This window comes from Serratia sarumanii (assembly GCF_029962605.1).
GTDB classification, from domain to species: domain Bacteria; phylum Pseudomonadota; class Gammaproteobacteria; order Enterobacterales; family Enterobacteriaceae; genus Serratia; species Serratia sarumanii.
Genome location: NZ_CP124750.1, coordinates 3,280,535 through 3,297,108, shown reverse-complemented (window position 1 = coordinate 3,297,108; position 16,574 = coordinate 3,280,535). Strand labels below are relative to the sequence as shown.

The 16,574-nt window shown below is 59.3% G+C and carries 15 protein-coding genes and 1 tRNA gene; 11 read left to right on the top strand and 5 right to left on the bottom strand.

Annotated features, from left to right (window positions below; translation table 11 throughout):
• Positions 1–28: 28 nt before the first annotated feature.
• Both SSARUM_RS15700 and SSARUM_RS15695 read right to left on the bottom strand, forming a co-directional pair.
• Positions 29–943 (bottom strand): NAD-dependent epimerase/dehydratase family protein, encoded by a 915-nt coding sequence (locus tag SSARUM_RS15700; RefSeq protein ID WP_060430312.1) that lies wholly within the window; start codon positions 941–943, stop codon positions 29–31.
• Positions 940–2,679, bottom strand: a complete 1,740-nt coding sequence (locus SSARUM_RS15695) for a fatty acyl-AMP ligase (RefSeq protein WP_072264895.1) — start codon at positions 2,677–2,679, stop codon at positions 940–942. The genes SSARUM_RS15700 and SSARUM_RS15695 overlap by 4 nt, the downstream gene beginning before the upstream one ends.
• 737 nt (positions 2,680–3,416) lie before the next feature.
• Here SSARUM_RS15695 and SSARUM_RS15690 point away from each other — a divergent pair.
• The 3 genes from SSARUM_RS15690 (at position 3,417) to psrA (ending at position 6,118) form a co-directional block, all read left to right on the top strand.
• On the top strand, positions 3,417–4,541 hold the full coding sequence (locus SSARUM_RS15690; RefSeq protein ID WP_033655214.1) for a hypothetical protein: 1,125 nt from the start codon (positions 3,417–3,419) through the stop codon (positions 4,539–4,541).
• A 99-nt stretch (positions 4,542–4,640) separates the two neighbouring features.
• On the top strand, positions 4,641–5,126 hold the full coding sequence (locus tag SSARUM_RS15685; RefSeq protein ID WP_230203728.1) for a diacylglycerol kinase: 486 nt from the start codon (positions 4,641–4,643) through the stop codon (positions 5,124–5,126).
• Positions 5,127–5,218: 92 nt separating this feature from the next.
• Positions 5,219–6,118, top strand: coding sequence for an L-proline-binding transcription factor PsrA (gene psrA, locus SSARUM_RS15680; RefSeq protein ID WP_033647959.1), 900 nt, complete (start codon positions 5,219–5,221; stop codon positions 6,116–6,118).
• Here the strand turns inward: psrA and SSARUM_RS15675 are convergent.
• Together SSARUM_RS15675 and tcuC are read right to left on the bottom strand one after the other, a co-directional pair.
• On the bottom strand, positions 6,093–6,899 hold the full coding sequence (locus SSARUM_RS15675) for a substrate-binding domain-containing protein (protein ID WP_049213249.1): 807 nt from the start codon (positions 6,897–6,899) through the stop codon (positions 6,093–6,095). The genes psrA and SSARUM_RS15675 overlap by 26 nt on opposite strands.
• 27 nt (positions 6,900–6,926) lie before the next feature.
• Positions 6,927–8,222 (bottom strand): MFS transporter, encoded by a 1,296-nt coding sequence (gene tcuC, locus SSARUM_RS15670; RefSeq protein WP_060430308.1) that lies wholly within the window; start codon positions 8,220–8,222, stop codon positions 6,927–6,929.
• A 439-nt stretch (positions 8,223–8,661) separates the two neighbouring features.
• On the opposite strand from tcuC, the gene SSARUM_RS15665 reads away from it, so the two are divergent.
• The 3 genes from SSARUM_RS15665 to SSARUM_RS15655 all read left to right on the top strand — a co-directional run bounded on the left by SSARUM_RS15665 (position 8,662) and on the right by SSARUM_RS15655 (position 10,930).
• Entirely contained in the window at positions 8,662–9,015 is a 354-nt protein-coding gene (locus SSARUM_RS15665) for a type II toxin-antitoxin system RelE/ParE family toxin (protein WP_033647956.1), read from the top strand.
• Between the two features lie 4 nt (positions 9,016–9,019).
• Positions 9,020–9,322 carry a helix-turn-helix domain-containing protein gene (locus tag SSARUM_RS15660; RefSeq protein ID WP_033635213.1) on the top strand — a complete coding sequence of 101 codons (303 nt, stop codon included), beginning with the start codon at positions 9,020–9,022 and terminating at the stop codon, positions 9,320–9,322.
• A 399-nt stretch (positions 9,323–9,721) separates the two neighbouring features.
• Entirely contained in the window at positions 9,722–10,930 is a 1,209-nt protein-coding gene (locus tag SSARUM_RS15655) for an aldose 1-epimerase family protein (RefSeq protein ID WP_033647955.1), read from the top strand.
• 73 nt (positions 10,931–11,003) lie between these two features.
• Here SSARUM_RS15655 and SSARUM_RS15650 read toward each other — a convergent pair.
• Positions 11,004–11,079, bottom strand: a tRNA-Asn gene (locus SSARUM_RS15650).
• Positions 11,080–11,533: 454 nt separating this feature from the next.
• On the opposite strand from SSARUM_RS15650, the gene SSARUM_RS15645 reads away from it, so the two are divergent.
• The 5 genes from SSARUM_RS15645 to SSARUM_RS15625 all read left to right on the top strand — a co-directional run bounded on the left by SSARUM_RS15645 (position 11,534) and on the right by SSARUM_RS15625 (position 16,574).
• Positions 11,534–12,652, top strand: coding sequence for a branched-chain amino acid ABC transporter substrate-binding protein (locus tag SSARUM_RS15645; RefSeq protein WP_033647954.1), 1,119 nt, complete (start codon positions 11,534–11,536; stop codon positions 12,650–12,652).
• Between the two features lie 125 nt (positions 12,653–12,777).
• Positions 12,778–13,692, top strand: coding sequence for an ABC transporter permease subunit (locus SSARUM_RS15640; RefSeq protein WP_004928592.1), 915 nt, complete (start codon positions 12,778–12,780; stop codon positions 13,690–13,692).
• A 10-nt stretch (positions 13,693–13,702) separates the two neighbouring features.
• Complete coding sequence (livM, locus tag SSARUM_RS15635; RefSeq protein ID WP_033647953.1) at positions 13,703–14,989, top strand: high-affinity branched-chain amino acid ABC transporter permease LivM; 1,287 nt, start codon at positions 13,703–13,705, stop codon at positions 14,987–14,989.
• On the top strand, positions 14,986–15,861 hold the full coding sequence (locus tag SSARUM_RS15630; protein ID WP_033635209.1) for an ABC transporter ATP-binding protein: 876 nt from the start codon (positions 14,986–14,988) through the stop codon (positions 15,859–15,861). Before livM ends, SSARUM_RS15630 begins: the two co-directional genes overlap by 4 nt.
• Positions 15,858–16,574, top strand: coding sequence for an ABC transporter ATP-binding protein (locus SSARUM_RS15625; protein ID WP_033647952.1), 717 nt, complete (start codon positions 15,858–15,860; stop codon positions 16,572–16,574). The genes SSARUM_RS15630 and SSARUM_RS15625 overlap by 4 nt, the downstream gene beginning before the upstream one ends.

Here is a 16,574-nt window from a genome sequence, read left to right as displayed (position 1 = left end):
AACGTTGACACACCTCTATTTGGAATAATTAAAACAGCCCTTCGCGCAGCGCGCGCTCCAAACTTACCTGTGGAAACCAATTAATCTGTTGCGACAGCGCGTGATTACTGGCGGACCAGTCGTGATGGGTTAATTCGCGTATTTTGCTGCGCGTCAGCATCGGCTCTTGTTTGACCAGGCGGTTCCACACCACGCTGATATCCGCCAGGGCTTTCAGCAGCGGCAGCGGAATGCCCACCAGGCGCACCGGCCCGTGCCGCACGGCGGCGCCGATGTCCCGCAGGCGCAGCCAGTTATAGCCTTCGGCCACGCCGTCGCACAGTTCGTAAATATTCGGCTGCGCAGGTTCAGCCTGCACCCATTGGCTGACCGCCTTGGCCAAATCGCTCACGTGCAGAAAAGAGAGCCTGGCGTCAGGCGCGCCCAGCCGGGGCAGCACGCCGCGCAGCAGGCCGTTGAACAGCGGTTTCAGCTCTTTATCGCCGGGCCCGTAAACCGCCGTCGGGCGGAAAATCCCCAGCGCGATCTCGCCGCTGGCGGCGATGAGTTGCTGCTCGGCGGCCTGTTTTGAATGGGCGTACCAGGACAGCGCCGGATGGCGGGCCGCCAGCGACGACATGAACAAGAAGCGACGGCAGCGGCCGTTCTGTTTGGCCGCCTGCATCAGGTTCAGGCTGCCGGTGACGTTGCAGCGGGTGAACACCGCTTCCGCGTGCCCGCGCACCTGGCCCGCACAGTGCACGACGCACTCCGCGCCGCGCACCAGCTCGGTGAGCGAGGGCCGATCCTCCAGCGCGCCGGGGATCCACTGCAGGTTGTCGGCGGCGGCTTTTCCCGCGCGCCGCGTCAGGGCGCGCACGTTAAACCCTTGCGCCAGCAGTTCCTGGACGATGTGCCGGCCGATAAAACCGGTCGCGCCCGTCACTGCCACCGTGCCGCTCATTGCGCGAAACCGGCCAGCTGCGGCATGTGCGGGTAGAGCGAGGCGCTCAGCCAGCGTTTTTTGGCCTCCGCGCGCGCGGGTTTGCCCGACGACGTGCGGGGAATGCTGTGCGGCGGCAGCAGCTCGATGTCCACCGCGATGCCGAACTCGCTTTGAATGCGGGCGCTCAGCGAACGCACGATTTGTTCCCGGCGTTCTTCCGAGCTGACTCGGCACTGGATTTGCAAAATGATCCTGGCCGCTTCGTCGTGCTCTTCGGTTACGAAGGCGATCGCATCGCCGGAACGGATTTCCGGTTCGGATTCCGCGACGTACTCGATATCCTGCGGCCAGATATTGCGGCCGCGAATGATGATCAAATCCTTCTTGCGGCCGGTGACGTACAGATAGCCGTCCAGCAGGTAGCCCAGATCGCCGGTATCCATCCAGCCGGTCACCTGAATTTGCTGCTGGGACTCGTCGTCGGAGAAATAACCGTTCATCAGGCTGGGGCCGGAGATCGTGATATGGCCGACCTGGCGTTCCGGCAGCGGTTGCCCGGTTTCGCTGCGGATCTCGATGCGGTGGCCGGGCAGCGCTCGGCCGCAGTTGACGAAGGTCGAGACGGCGCGGGTTTTCTTGCCGGGCGCGACCGCTTTACCCTCGTACTCCAAAATATCGCGGTCGACCGCGTTGGTTTGCGGGCCGGAGCAGGGATCGGAAAAACTCACCGCCAGGGTGTTCTCGGCCAGGCCGTAGCACGGCATGAAGGCTTTGCTGTCGAAGTTGATGCTGCTGAAGTGTTCGCCGAACTGGCCGAGCAGCTCGGCCGGGATCGGCTCGGCGCCCACGCCCGCGACCCGCCAGCTGGAAAGATCCAGATCGACCAGCTCTTTGGCGTTGCTGCGGCGCAGGCACAGATCGTAGCCGAACGGCGGGGCGACGGACACCGTGCCGCGATTTTTGGCGATCAGTTTCAGCCACTGCATCGGGCGCATGGCGAAATCTTGCGTGCGCAGGTAATCGACGGACAGCTGGGTCGCCACCGGCGTTAGCAGGAAACCGACCAGGCCCATATCGTGATAGAAGGGCAGCCACGAAACGCAGCGGTCGCCCGCGCGCAGCTTGATCCCGTCGCGGCTGATCGCGTTCAGGTTCGCCATCGCCGCCCGCTGGGTAATGATCACGCCGCGCGGAAAGCGGGTGCTGCCCGAGGTATATTGGAGATAGGCGATGTCGTCGGGCGAAGGTGCGGGCAACGCGATTTCCGGCTCCGGCAAGGCGTTAAAATCCGCATCGCTGAGGATGTGCAGCGCCGAGGTGTTTTCCGTGGCTGAGGCGATCAGCGGCGTCCACTCTTCGCTGCTGACGATCACCGCGGGGTTGCAGCTGGCGATCAGCCCTTTCAGTTTGGCGGTGTAGGAGTCGCGCTGGCCCACGCCCATCGGGATCGCCAACGGCACCGCCACCAGGCCGGCGTACTGGCAAGCGAAAAAGGCTTCGACGAATCCCGCGCTGGTTTCGGCGATCAGCGCCACGCGATCGCCTTTCTTGAGTTTCAGGGACAATAAACGCCGCGCGCCCGAGATCGCTTTTTGCTGTAGCGTGCGATATTCGAGAACGGTCACGAGTTGATTGCGACGGTCGTAAAAATTCATTCCCGTATTGCCCAGTGCCGCGTAATCCAACGCGTCCACTAAGGTGGGGAAGTCCGCATAGCGCATGGGAAGAGAATGAACGGAACTTGTTTCAGACATAGACAAACTTAGCCATAGATTAAAAATCACCAAAAGAGAAAATCACTCTTGGCGAGGTAATTGATGTTTTACTATGAATAGGTTTTGAATAAGTTTGTTATTCAACCATCTTCATTCCGCGAACAGCGTATATTGCCGTGCTTGAGGGCACGCCGGTTATTAACCGGTCAGAGCGTGAGTAGCCCGTGTTATCAGCCTTGAGCGGCACCCTGGCGATATACGAGAGACTATTGTAATATCCGGGCTGCGCCGTTCTTTAGCCTGTCTCTTTCGGGCAGGAAATAACTGTCGGCTCATAGGTTATGACCTCATGCATGGCTATCTTGGAACTTAAACACTTCCTAAACAGTATGCCGCAAGAAATCCAAAAGTGAACGATTCATTTAAGGCTAATCTTAAAAAGAGCATTAAGTGGTAAAGATGGTGGCACACCTCCTGATTAAAGTCGGTACACTAAAAGCGGCGAGTTTCTTTTGCCGTAACAGCACAAAATAATAAAAGAGCACCATTAGCGTAGCCTGGCTGCGCCGCTTTCTGTTTCCTTTTTTTATCAATTACGGACATCACAGGGTGAATGTCGGGCGCAATAATGCGCTGTTTCACAGGGGGTAATATTCGGTTTTTCTTATCATTGAACCGGAGGCAATACACAATCCAATAAATGAGAACAGCATAAAAAATGCTAAAGGCGTTGTCGCGCGCTTATTTAATTATTTTATTAAAACGTAAGGCTATTTATGATCCGTGTTGAGAAAGTTCTGAGTAAACGCGAACTTAAAGAATTTATTGCTTTCCCCTCGCAACTGTTTCGCGATGATCCGAACTGGATTGAGCCGCTGCATGTAGAGCGCGAAGAGCACCTGTCAAAGAAGAATCCCGGCACCGACCATATTGAATGGCAGGCATGGGTGGCCAAAAAACAGGGCAAAGTCGTTGGGCGCATCACGGCGCAAATCGATGCTCTGCACCGGGAGTTGCATGGCGAGGATACCGGCCATTTCGGCATGATTGACGCCGTTGACGATCCCGCCGTTTTCAGCACCTTATTCACGGTGGCGGAGGAGTGGCTGAGGTCGAAAGGCGCGCGCAAAATCACCGGGCCGTTCAGCCTCAATATCAATCAGGAAAGCGGCCTGTTGGTCGAAGGGTTCGATACGCCGCCTTCCGCCCTGATGACGCACGCGAAGCCCTACTATGCGGCGCAAATAGCGCAGCAGGGCTACAGCGAAGGGATTGATTTGCTTGCCTATTGGATGAAAAGAACCGACCTGCATTTTTCGCCGTCGTTAACCCGGATGATGGAGCAGGTGCGCAAAAAGGTGACCGTTCGCCGCCTCAACCGCAAGCGCTTTCGCGAGGAGATGCAGGTGCTGCGCGAGGTGTTCAACTCCGGATGGCAGCATAACTGGGGGTTTGTCCCGTTCACCGAGCACGAGTTCGCCACCATGGGGGATCAGCTGAAGTTCCTGGTGCCCGACGATATGATCCATATCGCCGAGGTGGATGGCGCCCCCTGCGCCTTTATCGTCGGTCTGCCGAACATCAACGAAGCGATTGCCGATCTGCAGGGGCGGTTATTGCCGTTCGGCTGGGCGAAGCTCTTGTGGCGGCTGAAAGTCAGCGGCGTGCGCACCGCGCGCGTGCCGTTGATGGGCGTGCGCCAGGAATATCAATTCAGCCGCATCGGGCCGATTATTGCGTTGCTGCTGATTGAGGCGCTGCGCGAGCCTTTTGCCAAGCGCAATATCGACGCGCTGGAAATGTCGTGGATCCTGGAAACCAATACCGGCATGCGGACGATTTTAGAACGCATCGGCGCGGTTCCCTATAAGCGCTACCGCTTATACGAGAAAACGCTTTAACCGGCTGATAACGCATCGCCTTTTCACGTTCTCAGAATAATAACCGCGCCGGGGCATTTTCGGGCGGTGCCGTTTCAGGGGCAGGGTGACGGCGCGTGAGTGAATGCATCGCCTCCGGGAAGAGAACGGTTAAGGCCTTTAATTAATAAACTCGAGATAAATTCACGCCGCGTGATTTATTCGCGAGTGATTGTGGCAGTATTGACGAGAGCTGATTGCATGCCTGTGGAAAAGAAAAAAGGAATATGCCGATTAACCTACAGCATAAGGAATTCCTGGGCCGGATTTATTGACGCCGTGCTTACCGAAGATGCGTTTCGCCAATTATTGGTTATTAACGCCATTTTACTGGTTGTTACATTTGGTTTAGATATTACAAATATAGAACGGCTGTTATTAATCGCCTGCAGTTTTCTGCTATTGGTGGTTGAGCTGCTTAATACGGCGATTGAAACCGTGGTCGATCGCATTTCGCTGGAATTACATCCGTTATCCAAACGCGCTAAAGATCTGGGCGGCGCTGCGCAGCTGGTGGCGGTGGTGATGACTATCATTATTTGGGGAATGGTGCTGCTGGGGCGATAAGGGCTTGGGTGGCTCAATTGCCAGGCCGGTTGCCGTGGCGCTATAAGCGGTTATCATCGATGTTTTGCGTTCAGCAAGGAGAGTCGGCCGCTATGCCCGTGAATTTTGATCTCAACGATCTTTATGCCTTCCGCGCGCTGGTGGAGTACGGCAATTTTCGGCTGGCAGCAGAATCCATCTGCCTGTCGCAGTCGGCCCTGAGCCGCAGGATTGAGAAGCTGGAAAACGCACTGGGCAGCAAACTGTTCGATCGTACTACCCGGCGCGTGACGCTGACGCTGTACGGGCAGGCGTTTGCCGAGCGTTCGGATCAGCTGCTGATGAATGTCGAAGCGGTGTTGGCCGATATCGATAAGGTCAGCCAGGAGCGTACCGGGCTGGTCACCGTCGCCACGGTGCCGTCGGCGGCCTACTATTTCATGCCCGACGTGATACGCCGTTTCCGGCTTCGCTATCCGCGCGTGCGCGTTAAGCTGATCGACGGCAGCGCGGGCAATGTGATTGAGGCGGTCACCGGCGGCCAGGCTGACTTCGGCATCTGCTTTGCCGGGCGGCTGCAGCCTAACCTTGAATTTGTGCCGTTGGTGGGGGACGTTTACGTGGCCGCTTGCCGGCGCGACCATCCGCTCGCCGCTAAAAAGAGCCTCACCTGGCGGGAATTTTATCAGCAGGATTACGTGTCGCTGGATAAAACCTCCGGCAATCGCAATCTGCTCGATCAGCGCCTGGAACACCTCGTGCCGGAGCGCCCCAGCGTATGCGAAACTCGCCATGTGACGACCATGCTGGGCATGGTTGAGGCGGGCATCGGCATTGCCGCCGTGCCCGCCATGTCGATGCCCGCTTCAGAGCATTCGGTGTTGACGTCGGTGCCGCTGGTCGAGCCGGTGGTGAAACGCACCGTGGGCCTGATCCGGCGCGGCGGCCGCATGCAGTCTTTCGTCGCCGCCGAGTTGGAAAAGCTGATTACTGAACGGTATCACTCTGCCTGACCGGCTGCTGCGCCGGCACGCTTCGCATGCCGGTCGCGCGAATGGTCGGCTGTGCCTGAGAGGAGGCGAGGAACTCCAGCAGCGCTTTGCCTTCGCGGCGATGTTCCGCCTTGGCGATTACCGCGCCGGCGAAGCGGGTGATGTACTGCACGTTTTCCGGCAGTTCGCCGATAAAGGTGACGCCCGCCACGGGCAGCAATTCGCTGACCTGCTGGAAGCCCAACGCGTATTTCCCCTGCGCCACTTCAGAGGCCACCGGAATGCGCTCAATCATGTGCGCTTTTCCTTTCACCTGTTCCTCTATGCCCAGCTTTTTGAATAGTTGGCCGCTGACGTAGCGGCCGCTGGCGCTGTCGGAATAGGCGAAAGAGTCGGCTTGCAGCAAGGCATTACGCAGCTCGGCATCCGTTTTTATCGCCGGCTTGGGCGCGCCCTGTTTCACCACCATGCCGATCGGCGAATCGGCCAGCTCCACGCGCGAACCCGGCTGGATCCAGCCGCCTTTGTCCAGTTGGGTCAGCGCGTCGCCCACCATGATCACCACATCGGCTTGCTCTCCGCGCGCCAGCCGCGCGGGGATCGCCTGCGGCGTTTTCCCCATGGAAGGGCCGGACACCAGAATGATTTTGTCGCCGCTTTGGGCTTCATATTCCGGGGCCAGTTTCTCCAGCGCGGCCTTGAAGCCGCCGGAGATCATCACGGTCACGTCTTTGGCCAGCGCCGCGGTGCTGAAGGAGGCGCACACCAGCGCGGCGAGGATCGAACGAGTGAGTTTTTGCATGGCATGATTCCTTATGGCGATGGCGCGTTAGCGTGCGGTTTGCAGCGGCATGGCGATGCGGCGATACAGATACAGCGTCGCCAGCAAGGCGCACAGCGCGGCGAAGCTCATCCAGTAGCCCGGTGAAGCCTTATCGCCGGTGTATTCGATCAACGCGGTGGAGATCACCGGCGTAAAGCCGCCGAACACCGCCGTTGCCAGGCTGTAGGCCAGCGAGAACCCGGCCACCCGCACTTCCGTTGGCATGATCTCGGTTAAGGCCGGGATCATGGCGCCGTTGTAGAGGCCGTAAATGAAGGACAGCCACAGCAGCACGGCCAGCATCATGCTGAAGCTGGGGGCGGCGGCGAGCAGGCTCAGCGCCGGGTAGGCGGTGGCCAGCGCCAGCAGCGTCATGGCGACCAGCACCGGCTTGCGGCCGAAGCGATCCGACAGCGCACCGCCGATGGGCAGCCAGATGAAGTTGGAAATCGCGACCAGTAAAGTGACCAGCAAGCTGTCGGAGGCGCTGAGCAACAGCACCTTTTTGCCGAAGGTCGGCGCATACACGGTGATCAGGTAAAACGCGGTGGTGGTCATGGCGACCATCAGCATGCCGGCCATCACCACCGGCCAGTTTTTCAGCAGGGTTTTAAACACGTCGCGCATCGCCAGGTGGTGACGGCGGGCGGTAAATTCCTGCGTCTCTTCCAGCTTGCGGCGCAGCAAGAAGATGAAGGGAACGATCAGGCAGCCGAACAGGAAAGGCAGGCGCCAGCCCCATTCGCGAATGGCGCTTTCTTCCAGCGCCGCATTGAGCGCGAAGCCCATCGCTGCCGCCACCATGATCGCCACCTGCTGGCTGCCGGACTGCCAGCTGGTATAGAAGCCCTTACGGCCCGGCGTGGCGATTTCGGCCAGATAGACGGACACGCCGCCCAGCTCCGCGCCCGCCGAGAAGCCTTGCAGCAGGCGCCCGCACAGCACCAGCAGCGGCGCCCAAAGCCCGATGCTCTGGTAAGAGGGGATCAATACGATCAGGAAGGTGCCCGCGGCCATGATCGACAGGGTGACGATCAGCCCTTTGCGGCGGCCGACTTTATCGATGTAGGCGCCCAGCACGATGGCGCCAATGGGGCGCATCAGAAAACCTGCGCCGAATACCGCGAAGGTCATCATCAGCGAGGCGAACTCGCTGCTGGCCGGGAAAAAGGTGTGTGCGATGTAGGTGGCGTAAAAGCCGAACAGAAAGAAGTCGAACTGTTCCAGAAAGTTGCCGGAGGTGACGCGCAGTATCGCGCCGGTTCTGGCCCGGGTGGTCATGGGTGAGGTAGAGGAATGCATCTTTATCTCCAGTTTGTTATGGGCGCCTGACGCCGCGCCTGTTGCTGAAGACTCGCTCAGGAAAATAAACTAAATAAGCGCAATAAACGCATGGCGCGATGCGTTTGGTGCATCAATCGCCGTTAACAATGTTGCCTAACCTGATGTAACGTGGCGTTAACAAACGTATCGCTCGCCGCCCGCGGCGCAGAGCGCCGAAAACGTTATGCGCATTTTGTGACAGGGTTCATAAAGGGGCGGCGGGGAAACGCCCCGTGCCTCTGACCGATTGTCCGTTACCGCTCGTAAAAAGGTGAATGTCTCGCACTGCGTTTGCAAAATGTCCGGATGTACGTTCAGCCTTGCAGTAACCACGAATGCTTTTGCATGCCATTCTGACGCCTCTCTGCTATAGCTTTACATCTATATAGTTGTTGATCTATATTTGCAGGAAGGTCCCGTGTGGGAAATTAAAACAACGGATGCGTTTGATAACTGGTTTAGCTCACTCCACGATGCCGATCGGGCTGGCGTGCTTGCCGCATTGATGATCCTGCGGGAAAAGGGGCCGGGGCTGCCCAGACCCTATGCCGATACGGTTAAAGGTTCGCGTTACAGCAATATGAAAGAGCTGCGCATTCAGAGCCGTGGCGAACCGTTGCGGGCATTCTTCGCCTTCGATCCGTACCGTATCGGCATTGTACTTTGCGCGGGCAATAAAGCCGGTAATGAAAAACGTTTTTACGATCGGATGATCCAGGCTGCCGATCGGGAATTCACGAACTGGCTGAACACATTAAACGAGAAGGAGTGACGCGATGGGCAGAACGCTGGAACAGCTTATTGCGGATGAAAAGCCCGAGGTCGTGGCCAAAGCGCAAGCGCTGGCGGCTGACATCATGCTGAACATCCACCTTGCCGAGCTGCGCGAGAAGGTGCAGAAAACGCAGGTTGAAATGGCGCAGGCGCTGGGTATCCGGCAACCGACCGTTGCCGTGATGGAAAAACCGGGCCGCGATCTGAAACTGTCTTCGCTCAAACGCTATGTTGAGGCGGCCGGCGGCAAGCTGCGCCTGGATGTTGAACTGCCGGACGGCTCTCACTACGAATTTGTGCTGTAAGCGCTAACGGCAAAAATCCCGCTCGGGTTTCCCTGAGCGGGCTGTTCGCAATATGGCGCCTCCGATATCAGGAGGCAGTCGTGAAAGCAAAGAGGCTCAAGGCGAGCTGGCTGTATGGGCGCTGCCGTTTGAGCCAGATAGCGTTAACAAGCCACCCGCCGTACCTTCGCGATAAACCCTCCTCTGCTCAAAGCTGAAACGATACGACTTATGTTGACGAATCGCTCATTTAACGTGCAATAGCTCAACGTGTTTCATTAAAACTGCGAACAAATTCGTATTTTTATCGCACTATTTATTCAAATATTCACCCGGTGAAGTTCATCACATTTCTTTAACCTGCTTAACAGTAGATTTTTCTCGTGAGTAAAAAATCGATTCAGCTAAAGGGGAAGGGAAATGAAGAAAACGTGGGTTATGGCGGTGTTTTCGGCTCTGATTTCAGGGCAGGCGGCGGCGCAGAGTTGGGTGCTGACCAGCGCTGAAGATGGTGTGGAGAAAGGAAACTGGAAGATTTCGAGCGAGGCGCTGAAGGTTAAGGATAAAACGTTCAGCATTGAGCAGAAAGTGTTGCACGGCGGCAAGCAAGAAGGCAGCAAAGTCGTGATTATCCGCAGCGAGGATGGCCTGACCATCACGCTGAGTCCCACGCGCGGCATGAACCTCCTGCGGGCGGAAGGATTTGGCGCGAAAATGGGGTGGGATTCTCCGGTCAAAGAGGTGGTCAACCCCGCCTTTATCAACCTGGAAAGCCGCAATGGGCTCGGCTGGCTGGAAGGTTTCAATGAGATGATGGTGCGCTGCGGCTATGAGTGGACCGGTCATCCGGTGACCGACGGAGGGCAAATTTACACCTTGCACGGTAAAGCGGGCAATACGCCGGCCTCACTGGTTGAGGTTGAGGTAGCGGATACGGCGCCGTATGAAATTCGTATTCGCGGCCTGATCAAAGAGAGCACATTCAAAAAAGCCGATCTGCAAACCCTGACCGAACTGCGCTATGTACCCGGCAGCAACAGTTTCAGCCTGCATGATGTGTTAACCAACCGGGCGGATTATCCCCACGACTACCAGATTATCTACCACAGCAATTTCGGCGCGCCGATTCTGGAAAATGGCGCCCGCTTCCTGGCGCCGATGGCCAGCATCAGCCCGTTTAACGACTATGCCAAAGCCGGGTTGAAGACCTGGGGAACCTATGCCGGCCCCACCAAAGGGTTCGATGAAATGGTCTTTAACATTAAGCCATTATCGGATCCGAATCATCAGACACTGGCGGCGCTGGTCAATCACGCGGGCGACAAAGGGGTGGCGATTCAGTTCGATACCCGCCAATTGCCCGTCCTGACGCTGTGGAAGAATACCGATACGTTAAAACAGGGATATGTGACGGGGATTGAGCCGGGCACCAGCTATGCCTACCCGGTCACCATCGAGCGCGAACAAAAACGCGTTAAGCAATTGCAGCCTGGCGCCAGTGCGCAGTTTGATCTGACCTATACCTTGCTGCACAGCAAAGCGCAGGTGGCGGATCTGGAGAGGAAGATTGCTGATATTCAGGGTAAGGTAAAAATTGATGAAAATGCCGCGCCGATAGCCAAAGAGTAACGTTGCCTGTCGACGCATTTAGCGTTAAAGCAAAAAGCCCGCTCGGGTCTCCCTGAGCGGGCTTTTCTAAATATGGCTCCTCTGACTGGACTCGAACCAGTGACATACGGATTAACAGTCCGCCGTTCTACCGACTGAACTACAGAGGAATTGTTGGAACGGGGCGAATAATAGCGGGGCGCCTGGGGTTTGTCAAAGCGCTAAACTGCAAAAAAAGCGCGTTTGCTGAGGGAATGAGCATCTTGCGCTGTTTTTCGGCATTTTCCATCGCTATGCGCTGATTTTTGCATCCCAAATCGTTTTGACGTCGTTTGCACAAGCCGTTGCACGGCGATGGTGCAGGGTCACTCTCGCTATCCTGCACCTTCCCTCTTAGCCGTACGGCTTATCCCCCGTTAACCCCGTCAAACGCCGCGCCGCAACTGATATGTAGGATGAATAAGCAAATAATATGTATTCGTCGTCACAATGGCTGGATTTTTGCTTACCCATTTTTGGGGAATGCGACTGCGCTCTCAAGAAAATTATTTTCCCCGTCTACACATAAAGTGACTGATCCGCGCCCCCGGGCGTTTCGCTACAACAGTGCTGAGGAAGATAACAATGTCATCGAAATTGATAAAAAGTCCGCTCGCTGCTTTGCTCATCGGTTGTTTAGGTACGGCGTTTTCCGCGCAGGCCGATATCGTCATCGGCGTCGCCGGGCCGTTCTCTGGGCCGAACGCCACCTATGGCGATCAGTATTGGCGCGGGGCTTCGCAGGCGGCGGCGGACATCAACGCCGCCGGCGGCATCAAAGGGGAAAAAATCAAGCTGGTGCAGGGGGATGACGCCTGCGAACCGAAACAGGCGGTCGCGGTCGCCAACCGGCTGGTGGATCAGGAAAAGGTCTCGGCGGTGGTCGGCCACTTCTGCTCCTCTTCCACCATGCCCGCCTCCGAGGTGTATGACGAGGCCGGCATCATCGCCATCACCCCCGGCTCTACCAACCCGCAGATCACCGAGCGCGGCATGAAGACCATGTTCCGCATGTGCGGGCGCGACGATCAGCAGGGCGTGATCGCCACCAACTACATGCTGGACACCCTGAAGGCCAAGCGCATCGCGGTGATCCACGATAAAGACACCTATGGCCAGGGGCTGGCGGACGCGGCGAAGGCGGCGATGAACAAGCGCGGGGTTAAGGAAGTGCTGTATGAGGGGCTGTCGCGCGGCGAGAAAGACTTCAACGCGCTGGTGACCAAGATCGCCTCGGTCAAGCCGGACGTGGTCTACTTCGGCGGCTGCCATCCGGAAGCTGGGCCGCTGGTGCGCCAGATGCGCGAGCAGGGCGTGACCGCCAAGTTCTTCTCCGGCGACTGCGTGGTGACCGAAGAACTGGTGACCGCCGCCGGCGGGCCGCAGTACACCAACGGCGTGCTGATGACCTTCGGCAACGATCCGCGTCAGATCCCGGAAGGCAAAGCGGTGATCGCCAAGTTCCGCGCCAGCGGCTTTGAGCCGGAAGGGTACACCCTCTACTCCTACGCCTCGATCCAGGCGATCGCCGCCGCCTTCAACGCCACCGGCGGCAAAGACAGCGCCAAGGCCGCCGAATGGCTGAAGTCGCACGATGTGGATACCGTGATGGGCAAAAAAGCCTGGGACCAGAAGGGCGACCTGAAGGTCTCGGACTACGTGGTCTACCAATGGGATGACAAGGGCAAATATCACCAGCTGTAAACGGCCGAACCTTGAAGTTGTAACCCTATGACCGACGGGCTCGCCGCTCTGGCGAGCCCGTTCCGCGATGACCTTTGGGCCGCGTCGGACTGCGTTGGCGGCCTTACCAGGCGAGACTGCTCATTATGGATGTATTCTTTCTGCAACAGCTGATCAACGGCCTGACCCTCGGTGCGGTGTATGGCCTGATCGCCATCGGCTACACCATGGTTTACGGCATCATCGGCATGATCAACTTCGCCCACGGCGAGGTGTACATGATCTCCGCCTACCTGTGCGCCATCGGTTTGGCGCTGCTGTCGTTCTTCGGGCTGCACTCGTTCCCGCTGCTGATCCTCGGCACGCTGGTGTTCACTATCGTCATCACCGGGGTGTACGGCTGGGTGATCGAGCGCATCGCCTATAAGCCGCTGCGCAACTCCACCCGCCTGGCGCCGCTGATCTCCGCCATCGGCATGTCGTTAATCCTGCAAAACTACGCGCAGATAAGCCAAGGGCCGCGCCAGCAGGGCATCCCGACGCTGCTGAGCGGCGTGTTCCGCCTGGAGTTCGACGGCGGCGTGGTGCAGATCACCTACACCAAGGTGTTTATTCTGGTGGCGTCGCTGCTCGGCATGGCGATCCTCACCTACATCATTCAGCGCACCCGGCTGGGGCGCATCTGCCGTGCCACCCAGCAGGATCGCAAAATGGCTTCGATTCTCGGCATCAATACCGATCGGGTGATCTCGCTGGTGTTCGTGATCGGCGCCGCCATGGCCGGGCTGGCCGGGGTGCTGATCACCATGAACTACGGCACCTTCGATTTTTACGTCGGCTTTATCATCGGCATCAAGGCTTTCACCGCCGCGGTGCTGGGCGGCATCGGCTCGCTGCCGGGTGCCATGCTGGGCGGATTGCTGCTCGGGGTGGCGGAGGCGCAGTTCGCCGGCATGGTGAACTCGGATTACAAGGACGTGTTCTCCTTCGGGTTGCTGGTGGCGATCCTGATCTTCCGTCCGCAGGGCCTGCTTGGCCGGCCGCTGATCGCCAAGGTTTAAGGAGAACGCCATGTCGCAATCCGTGATCCACGGCGGGCTGGACGTTAAACGCAGCCTGCTGGACGCCGTCTTGGCCGGGCTGATCGCCCTGATCGTGTTCGGGCCGATCGTCGGCATCGTGCTGAACGGCTACAGCTTTAACTTCGAACCGCACCGGCTGGTGTGGATTATCGTCGCGGTGATGGCCGGGCGGCTGCTGCTGAGCCTGTTCCTGCAAACCGCGCCGGGGCGCAGGGTGCTGGCGCGCTTCGATGGTGGTAACGACGGCGTTTACGTGCGGCCGCTGGGCTATAAATCCAACCTGCGCTGGCTCCTGCCGCTGATGGCGGCGATCGCGCTGCTGTTCCCGTTCGTCGCCACCAAATACCTGCTGACGGTGGCGATCCTCGGCCTGATCTATGTGCTGCTCGGCCTGGGGCTGAATATCGTGGTCGGGCTGGCGGGGCTGCTCGATCTGGGGTACGTGGCGTTTTACGCCATCGGCGCCTACGGGCTGGCGCTGGGCTATCAGTACCTCGGGCTGGGGTTTTGGGCGATGCTGCCGCTGGGGGCGCTGATGGCGGCGCTGGCCGGCGCGCTGCTGGGCTTTCCGGTGCTGCGTATGCACGGCGACTACCTGGCGATCGTCACGCTGGGGTTCGGCGAGATCATCCGGCTGGTGTTGAACAACTGGATGTCGCTCACCGGCGGGCCGAACGGCGTCTCGGTGCCGGCGCCGACGGTGTTCGGCCTGGAGTTTGGCCGGCGCGCCAAAGACGGCGGGGTGCCGATCCACGAGTTTCTCGGCATCGATTACAACCCCAACCTCAAGTTCATTTTCATCTATGCGGTGCTGTTTTTGGTGGTGCTGCTGGTGCTGTACATCAAGCACCGGCTGACGCGCATGCCGATCGGCCGCGCCTGGGAGGCGCTGCGCGAGGATGAGATCGCCTGCCGCTCTCTCGGGCTCAATCACGTGCTGGTGAAGCTGTCGGCCTTTATGCTGGGCGCCTCCACCGCCGGGCTGGCGGGGGTGTTTTTCGCCACCTATCAGGGCTTCGTCAACCCGACCTCGTTCACCTTCTTCGAGTCGGCGCTGATCCTGGCGATCGTGGTGCTGGGCGGCATGGGCTCCACCCTCGGCGTGGTGCTGGCGGCCTTCGTGCTGACGGTGGCGCCGGAGCTGCTGCGCAGCTTCGCCGAATACCGGGTGCTGCTGTTCGGCGTGCTGATGGTGGCGATGATGATCTGGCGGCCGCGTGGGCTGGTGCGCATCAGCCGCGCCAGCTTCGCCGAGCGCAAGGGGGTGGCGCCATGAGCGACGCCATTTTGCGGGTGGAGCACCTGATGATGCGCTTTGGCGGCATCAAGGCGCTGAACGACGTCAATCTGGAGGTGGAGCGCGGCTCCATCACCGCCCTGATCGGCCCCAACGGCGCCGGCAAGACCACGGTGTTCAACTGCCTGACCGGCTTTTACCGCGCCAGCGGCGGCGCGATCCTGCTCAATACCCATAAGCGGCCGACCGACGTGATCCAGGTGCTGGGGCAGAAGTTTCGCGCCGGCGACTGGATACGCCCGAAGCGGCTCGGCTCGCGCCTCTATTACAAGATGTTCGGCGGCACTCATTTGGTCAACCGCGCCGGGCTGGCGCGCACTTTCCAGAATATCCGCCTGTTCCGCGAAATGTCGGTGGTGGAGAACCTGCTGGTGGCGCAGCACATGCAGAGCAACCGCAACCTGATCGCCGGGGTGCTGAACACGCCGGGCTACCGCCGGGCGGAGAGCGCCGCGCTGGATCACGCCTTCTACTGGCTGGAGGTGGTGGATCTGGTGGACTGCGCCAACCGGCTGGCGGGGGAGATGTCCTACGGCCAGCAGCGGCGGCTGGAGATCGCGCGCGCCATGTGCACCGCGCCGGAGATGATCTGCCTCGACGAGCCGGCCGCTGGGCTGAACCCGGTGGAAACGGCCACGCTGAGCCGCATCATCCGTTTCCTGCGCCAGCATCACGGCATCACGGTGCTGCTGATCGAGCATGACATGGGCATGGTGATGGAGATCTCCGATCGGGTGATCGTGCTCGATCATGGCGACGTGATCGCCCGCGGCACGCCGCAGGAGATCCAGCACAACGAGGCGGTGATCGCCGCCTACCTGGGCGCGGACGAAGAGGAGCTGGCGGGATGAGCGAAGCGATGCTGGAATTTCGCGAAGTGGACGTGTTTTACGGGCCGATCCAGGCGCTGCGCAAGGTGTCGCTGCAGGTCAACGCCGGGGAGACGGTGGCGCTGATCGGCGCCAACGGCGCGGGCAAATCCACGCTGTTGATGTCTATCTTCGGCCAGCCGCGCATCGCCGGTGGGCAGATCCTGTTTGGCGGCGAGGACATCAGCCGCCGCTCCACGCACTACGTGGCGGCCGGCGGCATCGCGCAAGCGCCGGAAGGGCGGCGCATCTTTCCGGACATGAGCGTGGAGGAGAACCTGCTGATGGGCACCATCACCGTCGGCAACCGCTATCTGGCGGAGGATCTGCAGCGCATGTTCGAGCTGTTTCCGCGCCTCAAGGAACGGCGCAACCAGCGAGCGATGACCCTGTCCGGCGGCGAGCAGCAGATGCTGGCGATCGCCCGCGCGCTGATGAGCCGGCCGAAGCTGCTGCTGTTGGACGAGCCGAGCCTGGGGCTGGCGCCGATCGTGGTGCGGCAGATCTTCGGCGTGCTGCGCGAGCTGACCCGCAGCGGCATGACGCTGTTTCTGGTGGAGCAGAACGCCAACCACGCGCTGAAGCTGTCCGATCGCGGCTATGTGATGGTCAACGGCCAGATCCGCCTCACCGGCAGCGGCCAGGAGCTGTTGAACGATCCGGAGGTGAGAAAGGCCTATCTGGGCGGCGGCTGA